18 protein-coding genes are annotated in these 16,527 nt (G+C 40.5%); 2 read left to right on the forward strand and 16 right to left on the reverse strand.

Annotated elements, in window-relative coordinates:
* Positions 1-2 precede the first annotated feature (2 nt).
* From HMPREF0849_RS00650 to HMPREF0849_RS00675, 7 genes are all read right to left on the reverse strand, one after another.
* Complete coding sequence (locus HMPREF0849_RS00650) at positions 3-539, reverse strand: F0F1 ATP synthase subunit delta (RefSeq protein ID WP_000358978.1); 537 nt, start codon at positions 537-539, stop codon at positions 3-5.
* Entirely contained in the window at positions 539-1,033 is a 495-nt protein-coding gene (atpF, locus tag HMPREF0849_RS00655; RefSeq protein WP_000558543.1) for a F0F1 ATP synthase subunit B, read from the reverse strand. The genes HMPREF0849_RS00650 and atpF overlap by 1 nt, the downstream gene beginning before the upstream one ends.
* 13 nt (positions 1,034-1,046) lie before the next feature.
* Complete coding sequence (atpB, locus tag HMPREF0849_RS00660) at positions 1,047-1,763, reverse strand: F0F1 ATP synthase subunit A (protein ID WP_000392869.1); 717 nt, start codon at positions 1,761-1,763, stop codon at positions 1,047-1,049.
* A 34-nt stretch (positions 1,764-1,797) separates the two neighbouring features.
* Positions 1,798-1,998 (reverse strand): F0F1 ATP synthase subunit C, encoded by a 201-nt coding sequence (locus tag HMPREF0849_RS00665; RefSeq protein WP_001054556.1) that lies wholly within the window; start codon positions 1,996-1,998, stop codon positions 1,798-1,800.
* Between the two features lie 230 nt (positions 1,999-2,228).
* Complete coding sequence (locus HMPREF0849_RS10105) at positions 2,229-2,540, reverse strand: CHY zinc finger protein (protein WP_001070655.1); 312 nt, start codon at positions 2,538-2,540, stop codon at positions 2,229-2,231.
* Positions 2,541-2,554: 14 nt separating this feature from the next.
* Positions 2,555-3,841 (reverse strand): peptidase U32 family protein, encoded by a 1,287-nt coding sequence (locus HMPREF0849_RS00670; protein WP_000169100.1) that lies wholly within the window; start codon positions 3,839-3,841, stop codon positions 2,555-2,557.
* A 136-nt stretch (positions 3,842-3,977) separates the two neighbouring features.
* The gene (locus HMPREF0849_RS00675) at positions 3,978-4,676 is read right to left on the reverse strand and encodes a GntR family transcriptional regulator (RefSeq protein ID WP_000936174.1); all 699 of its coding nucleotides are present in this window, start codon (positions 4,674-4,676) and stop codon (positions 3,978-3,980) included.
* Positions 4,677-4,816: 140 nt separating this feature from the next.
* On the opposite strand from HMPREF0849_RS00675, the gene guaA reads away from it, so the two are divergent.
* Positions 4,817-6,379 carry a glutamine-hydrolyzing GMP synthase gene (gene guaA / locus HMPREF0849_RS00680; RefSeq protein ID WP_000065698.1) on the forward strand — a complete coding sequence of 521 codons (1,563 nt, stop codon included), beginning with the start codon at positions 4,817-4,819 and terminating at the stop codon, positions 6,377-6,379.
* Between the two features lie 73 nt (positions 6,380-6,452).
* On the opposite strand, the gene ffh is transcribed toward guaA, so the two are convergent.
* The 4 genes from ffh to HMPREF0849_RS00700 all read right to left on the reverse strand — a co-directional run bounded on the left by ffh (position 6,453) and on the right by HMPREF0849_RS00700 (position 11,050).
* A complete protein-coding gene (gene ffh, locus HMPREF0849_RS00685; RefSeq protein ID WP_000863609.1) occupies positions 6,453-8,024 on the reverse strand; it encodes a signal recognition particle protein in 1,572 nt (523 codons plus the stop codon).
* 11 nt (positions 8,025-8,035) lie between these two features.
* Positions 8,036-8,368 (reverse strand): putative DNA-binding protein, encoded by a 333-nt coding sequence (locus HMPREF0849_RS00690; protein ID WP_000402066.1) that lies wholly within the window; start codon positions 8,366-8,368, stop codon positions 8,036-8,038.
* A 140-nt stretch (positions 8,369-8,508) separates the two neighbouring features.
* The gene (gene tuf, locus HMPREF0849_RS00695) at positions 8,509-9,705 is read right to left on the reverse strand and encodes an elongation factor Tu (protein ID WP_001040723.1); all 1,197 of its coding nucleotides are present in this window, start codon (positions 9,703-9,705) and stop codon (positions 8,509-8,511) included.
* Between the two features lie 235 nt (positions 9,706-9,940).
* Positions 9,941-11,050, reverse strand: coding sequence for an AI-2E family transporter (locus HMPREF0849_RS00700; protein WP_000489821.1), 1,110 nt, complete (start codon positions 11,048-11,050; stop codon positions 9,941-9,943).
* 104 nt (positions 11,051-11,154) lie between these two features.
* On the opposite strand from HMPREF0849_RS00700, the gene pbp3 reads away from it, so the two are divergent.
* Complete coding sequence (gene pbp3 / locus HMPREF0849_RS00705; protein ID WP_009013471.1) at positions 11,155-12,396, forward strand: D-alanyl-D-alanine carboxypeptidase PBP3; 1,242 nt, start codon at positions 11,155-11,157, stop codon at positions 12,394-12,396.
* A 30-nt stretch (positions 12,397-12,426) separates the two neighbouring features.
* Here the strand turns inward: pbp3 and sdbB are convergent, their stop codons facing one another.
* The 5 genes from sdbB to HMPREF0849_RS00730 form a co-directional block, all read right to left on the reverse strand.
* The gene (gene sdbB / locus HMPREF0849_RS00710; protein ID WP_000755592.1) at positions 12,427-12,972 is read right to left on the reverse strand and encodes a thiol-disulfide oxidoreductase-associated lipoprotein SdbB; all 546 of its coding nucleotides are present in this window, start codon (positions 12,970-12,972) and stop codon (positions 12,427-12,429) included.
* A 12-nt stretch (positions 12,973-12,984) separates the two neighbouring features.
* Positions 12,985-13,692: a thiol-disulfide oxidoreductase-associated membrane protein CcdA2 gene (gene ccdA2, locus HMPREF0849_RS00715; protein ID WP_000443810.1), complete on the reverse strand. Its 708-nt coding sequence runs from the start codon at positions 13,690-13,692 to the stop codon at positions 12,985-12,987.
* Positions 13,693-13,817: 125 nt separating this feature from the next.
* Positions 13,818-14,678 carry a methionyl aminopeptidase gene (locus HMPREF0849_RS00720; RefSeq protein ID WP_000631561.1) on the reverse strand — a complete coding sequence of 287 codons (861 nt, stop codon included), beginning with the start codon at positions 14,676-14,678 and terminating at the stop codon, positions 13,818-13,820.
* A 15-nt stretch (positions 14,679-14,693) separates the two neighbouring features.
* Positions 14,694-15,971, reverse strand: a complete 1,278-nt coding sequence (spxR, locus tag HMPREF0849_RS00725) for a CBS-HotDog domain-containing transcription factor SpxR (protein ID WP_000033809.1) — start codon at positions 15,969-15,971, stop codon at positions 14,694-14,696.
* Positions 15,964-16,515 carry a GNAT family N-acetyltransferase gene (locus tag HMPREF0849_RS00730; RefSeq protein WP_001028745.1) on the reverse strand — a complete coding sequence of 184 codons (552 nt, stop codon included), beginning with the start codon at positions 16,513-16,515 and terminating at the stop codon, positions 15,964-15,966. The genes spxR and HMPREF0849_RS00730 overlap by 8 nt, the downstream gene beginning before the upstream one ends.
* Positions 16,516-16,527: the final 12 nt, after the last annotated feature.

Genomic DNA, 16,527 nt, shown 5'->3' on the forward strand with positions numbered 1-16,527 from the left:
TTCTATTTCAAATTTTCTTTAACAACTCGAAGTTGTTGTTTAATACTCACATCAATTGTCTTGTGATTAGCAAAAATGACAAAACCACCAATGAGTCCTTCATCAATTTGTTCTTTGATACTCCGTACTTTCAGAGACATTTTTTTCTCTATCAAGGGAAGCAAACGGTCCTTCTGTTCATCTGTTAAAGGATGAGCTGAAGAAATCGTGACTATAAACTGATTGGTTTCTCTTTCAAGACGATTCAAACAATCAACAATGATATCATAAAAAAGATTTGCTCTGTGATTGTAAATCAGAACCTGAATAAAGTTTTGCATTAAAGGTGAGACAGAGTCTTGAAAGAAACCAACTGTTTTTTCCTTATCAGACTCATCAACTGCCACCTGAGCTAAAAAAGAAGGTAAGCCCGTTTCTTCTGCGACTTGCTTGATTTGATCCAAGTCTGAAAAAATCCGGTCCTCTTCTCCTTTTTCAATCACTAAATGGACAAAAGGCATGCTGTATTTTTCAATTACCTTTGCTGTTTTCTTGTCCATTAGGCTTCTCCTAGCTGATCGATATACTGATCAATGAGTTCCTTATGAGCATGACTGTCAAGGTTTTTTGAGATGATTTTACCAGCAAGACTAATCGTCAAATCTGCCACCTCCCCCTTAACACTTTGCAAAGCTTCTGCTTTATTCTGAGCAATTTCTTGATTCGCCTTCTCTTTTAAGCGACCTGCTTCTACTTTAGCATCTGCCAGAATATCTGCTTTACTCTTTTCTGCAGTCTCTTTAGCATTTTCAATGATTGTTTTGGCCTCGTTGCGACTTCCAGCCAATTCATCTTCACGTTTTTGAGCAAGAGTTTCTGCTTTTTGACGAGCTTGTTCAGCTCCATCAATATCAGCAGCAATTTTATTTGCCCTTTCTTCGAAGACACTTGTCAAGTTTGACCACGCATATTTCTTAACTAAGACAATCAAAAGGATAAAAGAGCCAGCGATTAAAATAAAGTTACCAATTAATTCACCTACTGTTACGTGCATCTGTTACTCCTTTCTACTCTTCTCCATCATTTATCTTATTTCCTAAGTACATAGAAGACAACATGGTAAACACATAGGCTTGGATGCAGGAAATAAAGACAGAAAAGGCTGTCCAAGCCAAGTTAGCACCAAAAGCAACTGGATACCAATATAGAGCTTGATGAGATAGAGTGATTAGCAAACTAGCCATCACTTCTCCAGCAAAGATATTTCCGAACACCCGCAAGGCAAGTGATAAAAAGTTGGTAAACTCTTCTAAGATATTCATGGGAGTCATAAAGCCAGGTGTGATATAGGCTTTTAGATATTTTTTAATCCCACGGCGACGAATCCCTTCAATATGGGTCATCAGGATAATTCCAAATGACAAGGCCAAGTCAAACTGGAGATTTGCAGTTGGCGATGTCCAAAGGTTTGTCCCATCTGTAGTTTGAAGTTTCGCCATCAAACCGAGGTTATTTGCCAGTACCATAAATAGAAATAGACAAAGGAAAAAGAGCGAGTAGTCTTTCATGTAGCTTTTACCAATGTTAGGTTCTGTAAATCCAATAACGAAGTCATAGAAATACTCAAGTACATTTTGCTTTCCTTTGGGTTTCAAAGTCATATTGCGACTTGCCCAATAGATAAAGCCAAAAACAACTCCCACAATCAACAAGGTCATGGCTAACATGGTTAAATCAAAGGTAACAGGACCAATATTGATGGTTGGATTGATACTTTCTTCCATCTAGAATCCTCCCTTTTCTTCTCGTTCCATTTGTCTATTTGATGACGAATGAAAAGACGAGGGTAACCAAGAACGTTCCTTCAATAAAGGCAATCCCCATGATCATTAAGCTACGTAATTGTGGGATGATGTCTGGTTGGCGAGCTGCTGATTTGAACAAACCGTTCATCAACATACCTTCTGCAAGAGATACACCCATACAGGCAAGACAAAGACCGAAAAATGTTAAATTCATGATGAATTCTCCTTTTATTTAAAATTTACTTACTTAGTTTAGTCCTAAAATTTTGATTTGTCAACTTTTTACTTACGTTGAAAGCGTTTCAGGTAATATATTTCTATTTTTGCTAATTTTACCCTATTCTATAGAAAGTTTTTCCATTTTAGATTGCGAGTTTTTCTTGATTTTACTATATTTTCTGAAACAAACTGAAAAATCCAAGTTTGAAACTTGGATTTTTCAGTTTATTTAAAATAGTAGGAATAGTGTTGTTTACAACCTGGATTAAATGGAGCACTGCAGTAAGGACAAGCCATCTGTTTTTGGTATTCTTGGAAAGTCATTGTCCTCTTACAAACCCCACATAAAATCGGTCGATCCTCAGAAAGCGCCAAGGGATAGGGCGAAAACACATGCGTTTCTATAGCATTATGGCACTGATAACAAGCATAATATTTTTTACACTCATAGCACTGGAGGGAAACGATGTCCTTTTCGCTATGATAATGAACACATCTTCCTTCATCATCAACTAACAAACCTTGTGCTTGATTCATTCACTTTTCCTTCTCTAGGCACGAACTGTGACGCTGGTTCCATCTTCCTTATAGAGATTGATGAGACCTTCCTTGAGAGCGCGGACCATATCCCCAGCTTGAACAGGTTGTGGAACCTTAATGGTCAAGAGTTCCATTGGATTTGGGGCTCGGTCGATTTTATTGCCCTTGGCATCATGAAGATCTTCGATATAAGTATCAAAATGACGGAAACCTGGTCCATAAAACTCCACTTGGTCGCCTTCGTTGATGACATTCCGTTGACGAATGGTTGCCGTTTGAGTCGCATCATCATACGCTACCACTTCAGCGACAAACTTATATTCAGGAATTTTACGACGAGCGCCAAATAACTGTTCGTTTTCTGTAGGTGTACCATAGTAGAAACCTGTTGCCAATTCACGTTGAGCAACCTTCCACATCTCGTCTACCAAGTCCTGTTTGATGGCTTCAAATTTCTCGGGACTTTCGAGATAAGCATCTACAGCCGCCTTGTAACAGTTGGTCACAGTTGAAACATAGTGAATCGACTTCATACGACCTTCAATCTTGAGACTGTCTACACCATTTTCAATCATATCGGGAATATGGTCAATCATAGACATGTCAACGGCTGACATCGAAAATTCTTCTGGAATTTCACCTTTAAGACTCTTACGTTCTTGACCAAAAGGCATGTCGTAAAGGTCGTATTTCCAACGGCAAGACTGTGAACAACCCCCACGGTTGGCATCACGCATACTCATGTGGTTTGAGAGAGTGCAGCGTCCTGAGTAGGAAATACACATGGCTCCATGGACAAAGGCTTCAATTTCTACATCAGTACGTTTGCGAATCTCTGCCAATTCTTCCATTGAAACTTCACGGGCCAAAACCACACGAGTTAGACCAAGTTCTTTCCAGAACTCAAGAGTTTCATAGTTGGTCGCACTGGCTTGGGTTGAAAGGTGGATTTCAAGACCTGGTGCTTCTGTTGCTGCAATCATAATCAAGGCCGGATCTGACACGATAACTGCCGCAATCCCGATGTCACGCAACTTACGGAACCATTCTCCAGCACCAGCTTCGTTTCCTTCGTGCATAACCATGTTAGCAGCCACATAGACCTTGGCACCGTACTTAGCAGCAAACTGCACGCCTTCTTCCATCTGTTCAAAGGTGAAGTTTCCTGCACGGCTACGAAGACCATAGGCCTGCCCACCGATGAAGACTGCGTCCGCACCATATTGAACAGCTACTTTCAGCTTCTCTAAAGTCCCTGCAGGTGATAAAACCTCAGGACGTTTTAATGTTTTTGTCATTTTTTCTCCTATTTGCAATATAAAAGTTTGACGTTTTTCCTTCTCATTTTATAGTAAATAATGGATAAAATCAAGCCTAGACAGATTGTTTTGACAATTCTAATCTTTTCTAAAACAAAAAACTAGCCTTTCTAGACTAGTTATTTTCAAGATAAAATTCAAAGCGTTCGCCCACGTATTGACTCTTTACATACTCGAAAGCCGTCCCATCTTCAAGATAAGAGACCTGAGTCAAGGCTAAAATGGCATGCCCCTTTTCGACTTCTAGATAGTGAGCAATCTTTTCCTTAGCCAATCTTGCATAAATGGTCTGTTGGGATTTGCCAATCCGATAGCCATGTTGTTGCAAGGTTTGAAAGAAGTGACTGGTGATTTCTTCTTTTTTGAAATCCTTGATAAATTTCTCAGGAATGGATGCGACTTCATAGACTAGTGGAACTTGGTCAGCGTAACGCACCCGTTCCATGCGGATAATATTCTCTGCCGGAGCAATCCCTAGCTTAGCGACCTCTTGCTCATTTGGAATGGTTCTCCTGTAAGAAATGAGTTGACTAGAAGGGACTTTCCCCTGAGATTTGACAATCTCCGTAAAACTGGTTGTCCCCCGCATTTTTTCTTGGACACGAGTGCTAGAGACAAAGGTTCCACTTCCTACTCGACGCTCCAAAACTCCTTCCTCAACCAAGAGAGAGATAGCCTGGCGTAATGTCATCCGGCTAACTTGAAACTGTTCCGCTAAATCTCGCTCACTTGGAAGTCTCTCACCAATTTTCCAATGATGCTCATCTATATCCTTCTTGATCTGATCGTGGATTTTCATATAAGCTGGTAACATGATTTTCACTTCTTTTCTTTATTTTCTCCATTGTACCGTATTTGCTAAGAAAAAGTCAAACTTTGCCTTGTTTAGTTGGTAATTCGCCCCTATTTGTGATAGAATATTGAAAAAGATATTTCTTTTGAGAAAGGAAAAAGATGAGCAACATTTCAACTGATTTGCAAGATGTCGAAAAGATCATTGTGCTGGACTATGGTAGCCAATACAACCAGCTGATTTCACGCCGTATTCGTGAAATTGGTGTTTTTTCAGAGCTAAAAAGTCACAAAATCTCAGCTGCAGAGGTTCGTGCGATTAACCCTGTAGGGATCATCCTCTCTGGTGGACCAAACTCTGTATACGAAGATGGTTCATTTGATATTGACCCAGAAATTTTTGAACTTGGCATTCCAATTTTGGGAATCTGCTATGGTATGCAACTTTTAACTCATAAACTTGGAGGAAAAGTTGTTCCTGCAGGTGATGCTGGTAACCGCGAGTATGGCCAATCACCACTTACTCATACCACTTCTGCCCTCTTTGAAGGGACTCCTGAAGAACAGATTGTTTTGATGAGTCATGGCGATGCTGTTACAGAGATTCCAGCTGATTTTGTTCGTACTGGCACTTCTGCTGACTGTCCTTATGCAGCTATTGAAAACCCAGAAAAGCACATTTACGGTATCCAATTCCACCCAGAAGTGCGCCATTCTGTATTCGGAAATGATATCCTTCGCAACTTTGCCCTTAACATCTGTAAGGCTAAAGGCGACTGGTCAATGGACAACTTCATCGACATGCAGATCAAGAAAATCCGTGAAACTGTAGGTGACAAGCGTGTTCTTCTAGGTCTATCAGGTGGTGTTGACTCTTCTGTTGTTGGGGTTCTTCTTCAAAAAGCAATCGGTGATCAATTAATCTGTATCTTTGTAGACCACGGTCTTCTCCGTAAGGGAGAGGCTGACCAAGTTATGGACATGCTTGGTGGTAAGTTTGGTTTGAATATTGTCAAAGCTGATGCTTCAAAACGTTTCCTTGACAAACTTGCTGGCGTTTCTGACCCTGAACAAAAACGTAAAATCATCGGTAACGAATTTGTTTATGTCTTTGATGACGAAGCTAGCAAGCTAAAAGATGTAAAATTCCTTGCTCAGGGAACGCTTTACACTGACGTGATTGAGTCTGGTACAGATACTGCTCAAACCATCAAATCACACCACAACGTGGGTGGTCTTCCAGAAGACATGCAGTTTGAACTGATTGAACCATTGAACACTCTTTATAAAGACGAAGTCCGTGCCCTCGGTACAGAGCTTGGTATGCCAGACCACATCGTATGGCGCCAACCATTCCCAGGACCAGGACTTGCTATCCGTGTCATGGGTGAAATCACTGAAGAAAAACTAGAAACTGTTCGTGAGTCTGATGCTATCCTTCGCGAAGAAATCGCTAAAGCTGGTCTTGACCGCGATATCTGGCAATACTTTACTGTCAACACAGGCGTTCGTTCAGTCGGTGTTATGGGTGACGGTCGTACTTATGACTACACCATCGCCATTCGTGCCATTACTTCTATCGATGGTATGACAGCTGACTTTGCCAAGATTCCTTGGGAAGTCCTTCAAAAAATCTCTGTACGTATCGTAAATGAAGTGGATCACGTTAACCGTATCGTCTACGACATTACAAGTAAACCACCTGCAACTGTTGAGTGGGAATAAACCAATCAAACACAAAAGAACTCTGAATCGGATTCAGAGTTCTTTTTAAGGTAAGCACTTCTGCTTTCCTTTTTTATTTGCGTTTTTTCTTCGCTTTTTTCATTTTGTTGGCCATGCGTTTCATAGACTGTTTCATGGCAAATTCACCGATTTTACCTTTAAGTCCACCACCGAACATCTGGCTCATATCTGGCATGCCTGCTCCTCCGAGACCTGACATATCCGGCATGCCACCTTGTCCCATCATGCCTTCAAGGGCAGACATATCCATCCCTCCCATATTTGGCATATTTTTTGGAAGGTTATTGGGATTGATGCCCATCTGCTTCATCATCTTGTTCATATCCCCAGACATGACACCTTGCATGAGCTGTTTAGCCTGATTAAAGTCCTTGATAAATTTATTGACTTCGACAAAGGTATTTCCAGAACCAGCAGCAATACGGCGGCGACGACTTGGATTTAACAAATCAGGATTTTCACGCTCCTCAGGTGTCATGGAAGACACAATGGCACGTTTGCGCGCAATCTGGCGCTCATCCACCTTCATATTTTGAAGGGCTGGATTGTTAGCCATACCTGGAATCATCTTGAGTAAGTCTTCCATTGGCCCCATATTTTGCACCTGATCCAATTGATCAATGAAATCATTGAAATCAAATGTGTTTTCACGCATCTTCTCAGCCATTTCAAGGGCTTTTTGCTCATCGTATTCTTGAGAAGCTTTCTCAATCAGGGTCAGCATATCTCCCATACCAAGGATACGGCTTGACATACGATCTGGGTGGAAGGTTTCGATATCTGTAATCTTTTCACCCGTACCAGTGAACTTGATAGGTTTACCAGTGATGTGGCGAACAGACAAGGCTGCACCACCACGAGTATCCCCATCAATCTTGGTAAGGATAACCCCAGTCACTTCCAACTGAGCATTAAACTCACGGGCGACATTGGCCGCTTCCTGACCGATCATGGCATCAATGACAAGGAGGATTTCGTTTGGTTGAGCCAGTGCTTTAACATCACGAAGCTCATTCATGAGAAGTTCATCGATTTGTAAACGCCCTGCCGTATCGATCAAGACATAGTCGTTGTGATTGGCTTGCGCTTGCTCCAAACCTTGACGGACAATCTCAACAGCTGGTACTTCTGTTCCAAGAGCAAAGACTGGAACATCAATCTGCTGTCCAAGTGTTTTCAACTGGTCGATGGCGGCTGGGCGGTAAATATCCGCAGCAATCATCAAAGGACGTGCATTTTCTTCCTTCTTGAGTTTATTAGCCAGCTTACCAGCAAATGTTGTTTTACCAGCCCCCTGCAACCCGACCATCATGATAATGGTTGGAATTTTTGGTGACTTGATAATCTCAGCCGTGTCGGAACCTAAAACGGCTGTCAGTTCCTCATCCACGATTTTGATAATCTGTTGGGCAGGATTGAGGGTATCAATGACCTCGTGTCCGACTGCACGTTCACGAACCTTCTTGATAAAGTCCTTTACAACAGGCAAGGCAACGTCGGCTTCAAGCAAGGCCAAACGAATCTCTTTGGTTGCTTCTTGGACATCCGCCTCAGATATTTTTCCTTTTTTACGTAAATTTTTAAAGACGTTCTGTAAACGTTCTGTTAAACTTTCAAATGCCATTTTTCTTCCTCTTATTCTCTATTATCAATACTTGTTAAAATTTCTATCTGCTCCTGCAGAAAGTCATCCTTGGGATAACGCTCCAAGATCTGGTCAAAAATCTGACTGCGGACAATGTAGTCCGAATACATGTGCAGTTTCATCTCATAATCTTCTAGAATCTTTTCCGTCCGCTTGATATTATCATAGACAGCCTGACGACTGACACCGAACTCTTCAGCAATCTCAGCAAGACTATAATCATCAGCATAATAGAGTTCAATATAGTTCATCTGCTTGTCTGTCAAAAGCGCCGCATAAAATTCAAAAAGGGCGTTCATACGATTGGTTTTTTCGATTTCCATAACTTTTATTATACCAAAAAAACGATTATACTGCTAGAGTAGAAGCACTTCAAATAGAGTAAGAAGAAAAAAGAACCTTGCAAGGCAAGATTCTTTTAGTGTCTGACTTAAATAATTGTTCTTCTGGGAACTTAATCGAATTAAGCTTCGATTTCTGTAACCATACCTGAACCAACAGTACGTCCACCCTCACGGATAGAGAATGTAGTACCTTGTTCTACGGCGATTGGGTGGATCAACTCAACGTCGATAGTCACGTTATCACCAGGCATTACCATTTCAGTACCTGCTGGAAGTTCGATTGAACCTGTAACGTCAGTAGTACGGAAGTAGAATTGTGGACGGTAGTTGTTGAAGAATGGAGTGTGACGTCCACCTTCTTCTTTAGTAAGGATGTAGACTTCACCTTTAAATTTAGTGTGTGGGTTGATTGAACCTGGTTTAGCGATAACTTGTCCACGTTCGATTTCATCACGTTGAACACCACGAAGAAGGACACCTACGTTATCTCCGGCAAGACCTTCGTCAAGTTGTTTACGGAACATTTCAACACCAGTAACAACTGCTTTTGAAGTTTCTTCTTTGATACCAACGATTTCGATTTCGTCGTTGACACGAACAGTACCACGGTCGATACGTCCTGAAGCAACTGTACCACGTCCAGTGATTGAGAATACATCTTCGACTGGAAGAAGCAATGGTTTGTCAGTGTCACGTTCTGGTTCTGGAATGTACTCATCAACAGTGTTCATCAATTCCATGATGATGTCTTCGTATTTAGAGTCACCTTCAAGAGCTTTAAGAGCTGAACCTTGGATAACTGGAAGATCGTCACCTGGGAAGTCGTATTCTGAAAGAAGGTCACGGATTTCCATTTCAACCAATTCAAGCAATTCTTCGTCGTCAACCAAGTCGATCTTGTTCATGAAGACGATAAGGTGTTTAACACCAACCTGACGTGAAAGAAGGATGTGCTCACGAGTTTGTGGCATTGGTCCGTCAGTTGAAGCTACTACAAGGATAGCTCCATCCATTTGGGCAGCACCAGTGATCATGTTTTTAACGTAGTCCGCGTGTCCTGGAGCGTCGATGTGAGCGTAGTGACGTTTTTCAGTTTCGTACTCAACGTGCGCAGTGTTGATAGTGATACCGCGTTCGCGTTCTTCTGGAGCAGCATCGATAGACGCATAGTCTTTAGGTTGGTTAACTGATGAAGGCAAGCGACGTGCCAAAACAGTTGTGATAGCTGCAGTTAGGGTAGTTTTACCGTGGTCAACGTGTCCGATAGTACCAATGTTAACGTGTGGTTTACTACGATCGTATTTTTCTTTTGCCATTTGAGTAAAAGCCTCCAATAAAATATATTTTATAGATAGACAGTAGGCAATACAGTCTAACTTTCCTTACTATTTTATCAAATTTCTGCTAAATTGCAAGTGTTTTACACATATTTTGTCAATTAATCTAAATCTTATCAAATCCTGTTCTTCTGCTTCTTTATGGCAATATGAATTCAAACTTATTTTGTTTGGGCGATAGTCTTTTCATCAAAAAAATCAGGTTTCCCTGATTTTAATTTGATTCTGTTTTTTCCAGTTCCTTAGCTTCTTTATGGTTTTCATATAATTTCGCTAGGAACTTAGTAATTTCTTTAAAAATGGAGTAAGTAGGTACTGCTACGACCATCCCTATGACACCGTAGATATTACTTGACAGTAAAAGGAGCACCAAGATCGTAATCGGATGCACTTTCATAACTCCTCCAACGATGCGTGGATAGAGAACATTTCCATCAATCTGCTGAATAATGAGCATATAAGCAACCGCAATCAACATACGATGAGGATCCGTGAACACATTGGCAATCACCATTGGAATCAAGCCAATACTTGGACCAACATAAGGAATCAAATTTGCGATTCCAGAGAAAATAGCAAAAACTAGGGCGTACTTTAATCCGATAACGCTATAGCCAATATAGGCTAAACATCCAATAATAATCGCATCAATCGCAATTCCACTGATATAGCGCGCTATAGTTGTATTGAGATTGGTTAAAAGGCTAGAAAGATTCAATTTGTCATGTTTTAAGACGGTACGTTCCAACATTGGTAGCAACTTATGACCATCCAACAAGAAATAAATCAAGAATACAGGGGTCATAATGAGAATCAGAACCGTACTAAACAAGGCTGAAAGAACGCTTCCTAAACTGTTGCTGACGCTATTAAGGATATTCTGGAGGATATCCACATAGGAGAGATTCAGTTGTTGAATTGTTTGTTGAATATCAATATTTTGGAAGACTGGATTCATGGACAAATCGATGATCAAATCTTGTAGTCTACTATAGATGTTTTGACTAGAAATAATCAAGCTGGTCAACTGATTAATCAAAATCGGCAAGAGATAAACGACCCCTACAACGATAGCACCAATTAAGGCACAAAGAGTGACCAAGACACCAATTAGACGATTGATTTTACATCTCTTTTCTAAGAAAGTAACGATGGGATTTGTAATGTAGTAAAAAAATCCACCAAGCAAAAATGGAATCATGATGGTATTCACAACCGTCACGAAGGGAGTAATGATAGCTCCCATTTCTCTCCAAAGATAGAAAATCAGTGTTAATAATAAAATTTCAGCTGTCCAAAAAAATAATTTGTTTCTACGGAACATAGGTATCCTCCTTCTCTCTATTTTACCACATTTCTTAAAAAGATAAGATGGCTTTAGTAAAAAAGCGAGAATATTTTTTTTCTTTATGATAAAATAAAGCTAATATGAAAAAAATAATTTTATCTTTTATGACACTTTTTGTTTTTGGAACAGCTTCTACTGTTTCTGCTCAGGAGTTTGATGTTGCTGCTAAACATGCCATTGCTGTCGAGGCTACAACTGGAAAAATCCTCTATGAAAAAGATGCAAATCAGCCTGTAGAAATTGCTTCTATTACCAAACTGGTTACAGTTTATTTGGTCTATGAAGCTCTGGAACAAGGAACTATCAGCCTATCTACACCTGTTGATATTTCGGACTATCCTTACAAACTTACAACTAATTCTGAGGCCAGTAACGTCCCTATGGAAGCTCGAAATTATACTGTTGAACAACTATTAGAGGCTACAATGGTATCCAGTGCAAACAGTGCTGCGATTGCGCTAGCAGAAAAGATTGCTGGTTCTGAGAAAGACTTTGTAGACAAAATGAGGGCTAAACTTCTTGAATGGGGAATTCAAGATGCAACTATTGTAAACACAACTGGTTTAAATAATGAGACCCTTGGTGATAATATCTATCCTGGTTCTAAAAAAGACGATGAAAACAAGTTGAGTGCCTACGATGTTGCGATCGTCGCTCGTAACCTCATCCGAGATTATCCTCAAGTTTTGGAAATCACCAAAAAGCCAACTTCTACCTTTGCAGGACTTGAAATCCACTCAACCAACTATATGTTGGAGGGAATGCCAGCCTATCGTGGTGGTATTGATGGACTAAAGACAGGTACTACTGATAAAGCTGGCGCTTCATTCGTTGGAACAACTGTTGAGAAAGGGATGCGTATTATTACGGTTGTTTTGAATGCAGATCAACAAGATACCAACCTTTATGCACGTTTTACTGCTACTTCTGCACTTTTAGATTATATTTCTGCAAATTTTGCCTTAAAAACTGTCGTTCAGAAAGGTGAAACATACAACGATAGTAAAGTAACAGTTCTTGATGGTAAAGAAGATAATGTGACAGCTGTCGCTAAGTCAGACATTTCCATCGTCCAACGCATCGGAAGCGGTACTACACCTACTCTCCAATTCACACCGAAATCAACATCAGAAATGGCTCCATTGGAAGAAGGCAAGGTTGTTGGTACTCTAACCTATGATGATCAGGATTTGGTCGGTCAGGGCTATCTCACTTCCGACAAACCATCTTTTGAAATGGTTTCTGAAAAGAAAGTAGAAAAAGCCTTCTTTTTGAAGGTTTGGTGGAATCAATTTATCCGCTTTATCAATGAAAAACTATAAAAAAAATCGCGAACAATCGCGATTTTTTCTTTATTTCATTTCTTTAAAAGTCGCTTCTGCATCAGCATTGCTAATAGCACCAAATTGAATTTTTCCGATTTTACCCTGACTGTCAATCAAGTATTCCGTTGGAATACTACGAATTTGGTAGGCTTGGAAGGTAGTTGCTTGCGTATCATATAGAACTGGAATATCCTTGTAGCCTTGTTCTTGGTACCATTTTGGAAAGTCTTGAACTGTTTTTTCACCTTGGAGACCAGGTGCAATGACACTCAAGATTTCAAAGTCTCGATCTTGTTTGGCAGCTAGTTCCATCAACTCAGGCATGCTTTTTTTACATGGTCCACACCAAGAAGCCCAGAATTTCAAATAAACCTTTTTCCCTTTATAGTCTGATAACTTCACTTCTTTGCCATCCATAGACTGCAAGGTGAAGTCTGGAGCATCCTTACCGACTGCGATTTGTTGTACAGCAGGTTGTTTTGGACTGCTTGTCTGTTTGGTTTCTTTTTCACCACAAGCAATCAACAAAAATAGAGACATGAGGCTCAATCCAGCAAAAATAACTTTTTTCATATTTTTCTCCTTTTATCCAAGAATTCCTGACAAGGCATTTAACTGCCCTAGCATTAATAATAATCCCATCAAAATAATCAAAGCTCCCCCGATTTTTTTTAGTAGGATCATATGGGGTTTTAATTTACTAAAATAGGGCATGATCCAGCCCGAAGCCAAGGCCAAAACAATGAAAGGAAGGGCCATTCCCAATGTATATACTAATGTTAACACGGCTCCTTGCCAAGCACCATTGCCTCCTGAAGCTGCAAGAGCCAAGACCGAACTTAAAACCGGTCCGATACAAGGGGTCCAACCAAAACTAAAGGTTATCCCAAGTAAAAAGGCTGACAGATAGTGATTAGACTTGGATTGTTTGAAGGTGACTGTCTTTTGAATCTCCAGTTTATTGAAATGCAAGATTTCCATCTGGTGAAGCCCTAAAAGAATAATGACTATTCCCATAGCATAACGAAACCAGTCTGCATAGAGCATGTGCCCTAGGAATCCAGCTCCAAATCCTAAAATAAAGAAAATAAGGGAGATTCCTGCAATAAAGCACAAGGTTCGAATTAAACCAGACCATGCAACGTCTCTTCCAAAAAAGCGAAAGCTTTTCGAATTTCCCTGATCATCCAGTAAAATACCAGCATAGACAGGTAGCAAAGGAAAGATGCAGGGTGAAAAGAAGGACAGGATACCAGCTAAAAAAACGGATACTAGAAATATAATCGACTCCAACGAATTACCTACTTTCTCAAAATTCTAATCCTATTTTACTACAAAAGAATAAATTTGTAAGAAGTCTGCTACGCTTATTTATTTTGATAAAATTTGACACAAAAAAAGGAGCTAAGCTCCTTTTTTTAATACGTTCCTTCTTCACCTTGACTAGTCAAGATAACTGGACCGTCTTTGGTAATCACGAACTGGTGTTCATATTGGCAAGACAGGCCGCCATCTATAGTCTTATGAGCCCAGCCAGTCTTCATATCTGTATCAATTTCCCAGTCACCAGTATTGATCATGGGTTCAATAGTTAGTACCATTCCTTCACGGAGACGGAGTCCACGCCCTGCAATACCGTAGTTAGGAACCATTGGCTCCTCGTGCATAGTTGGACCAACACCATGACCAACCAAATCACGAACGACACCGTAACCGCGACTTTCAGCGTATTCTTGAATGGCTGCACCGATATCACCGATACGATTGCCAACAACTGCTTGCTCAATCCCTTTATACATAGCTTCCTTGGTCACGTCCATCAGGTTTTTCACTTCTTCAGACGGTGTACCAACCGCATAAGCCCAACATGAGTCAGCTAAACCACCAGTATAACTTTGGGTGTATTTTTTCATTTGCTCAACATTGTTGAAGTTGAGTTTAGATACATTGAGGTCGGATTTGGCAATCGGACCACCCAATACCATGTCAACCTTGAGCAAATCGCCCTCTTTCAAGATGTAATGACGTGGAAAAGCGTGAGCTACTTCGTCGTTGAGAGAGCAACAAGTGGCATAGGGGTAATCCATGACTGCACCATCCACACCAATCTGTAAAGGAAGGAAATTCTCCTCTTTACAACGTCGTCGAACGTACTCTTCAACTTCCCACATATCCACGCCTGGCTTAATCAAATCACGTAAGCCGATATGGATACTTGCTAGGAAATCACCAGCCTTGTCCATGGCTTCGATTTCACGTGCTGATTTTAAAGTTATCATTTTTTCTCCTAGATTCTAATTAATTTTAACCGTAACATTTGCTTTTGAAACAATCTGATGACCATGATAAATATCATAATCAATAATAGCTGAGCGTCTCGTGTGGTGAATAATACGAGCCTGAATCCGCAAAGTATCATCTATCTGCACAGCCTGCAAGAAATAAATCAACATCTGCTCAATGATGAGATTACGTCCGCTATTGACAACGAGGTCTTGGGTCATATGGTTGAGGATTTCAGCCAAGACTCCATTAGCAAGGACACCATTTTTCTCCAACATGAAGGGCTCAACAGTAATAACGACTTCATCATGATGATAAGAGAGTTTTTGCCCGATTTGCTCTGAGAAGGTCGGCAAAGCAGAAACTTGGGAACGGCTCATCTTTTCCATGACATCTCGTCGTGTTACGACACCGAGCAAGGTTTGGTTACTTCTGACAACGGGAACCATCTCAAAATCTTCTGCAATCATTCGTTGACTGACATTGGCAATATTAGTCGCTAAGCCTGTTACGAAGATGCTCCGCGTCATCACCTTGTCAATCGTTGTGCTGGGTGACTTATCTCCCGCATCACGCATGGTAACAACCCCAACAACCACTTGGTGTTGGTTAATAACTGGGAAACGGCTACTTCTGTTCTTACGGACCAAGTCTAGATAGTCTTTGACTGTATCCGTTTCTCTCAAAAAACCATACTCATGACTGGGACGATAGAGCTTTTCGACTGTCAGAATATCGGTTTTGATTTGAACATTTGAGAGGGCTTTGTTAATCATGGTCGCTACTGTAAAAGTGTCATGTTTACTCCTCAGAACTGGAATCCCTTTTTTATTAGCCAACTCAAGAACATCATCTTGGACATGAAAACCACCTGTTACAAGGACTGCATTTTCATTTTCCAAGGCTAAAAGTTGAATACGAGTACGGTCACCTACAATCAAAAGACCGCCATCATGGAGATAAGACAGGATATTTTGCTCTGTCATAGCCCCAATGGAGAATTTGCTAAACTCTCTCTCCAACCCTTCCTGACCAGCTAAAACTTCAGATGAGGTGACTTCAGCAATTTCAGCATAGGTTAGCCTCTCAATAGCCACTTTTTGGGACTTGACCCGTATGGTTCCACTACGTGGCCGAGTTTCAACAATGCCACGATTTTCAGCTTCTTTGATAGCTCGGTAGGCTGTTCCGTCACTAACACCTAGGTGATTGGAAATACTGCGAACACTAACTCTCTTCCCAATTGGCAACTCTTCCAGATAGGACAAAATTTCCTGGTGTTTACTCATTGAATTCTCCTTTTATGTATCGAAATTCAAGATAGTCCCTCATTTTTCGTGTATAGCGATCGCTCCCCTTAAACTGTCGGACGAGGCTAAAGCCCGATTTTAAGGCTACTTTTTGACTAGCTTGATTCTCCAAATGAGTGATGATGGATAATTGTTTTAAACCAAATTCTTCAAATGAAAGCTGACATAGCTTGGTAACCACTTCAGTCATAAAACCTTGTGACCAAGAATCTTTTTTTAGGAAGTAACCAATTTCTGCTTCTTTTTTGATTTCATCGATTTTTTCAAATTTAATGGAGCCAATCATTTCCTGATTTCCTTGGAGACAAATTGCCCAAACACCCAGAGGATTCTTCATAAAATAGTTAGCAAGGGCGTACTGACTTTCTTCCAAACTTGCTTGACTGGGAAAAATAAACTGTAAATTCTCAGGGTTTGAAGCAATCTCGAAAAACGCTTGACTGTCACTAAAAAAGAAAGGACGCAAATACAAGCGCTCCGTTTCAAAAAAAGAAAACATTGCTAATTTGGTCCAAATATTCATAATCACCTCAAC

It is taken from the genome of Streptococcus sp. C300 (genome assembly GCF_000187645.1).
In the GTDB taxonomy this organism is placed as follows: Bacteria; Bacillota; Bacilli; order Lactobacillales; family Streptococcaceae; genus Streptococcus; species Streptococcus oralis_CQ.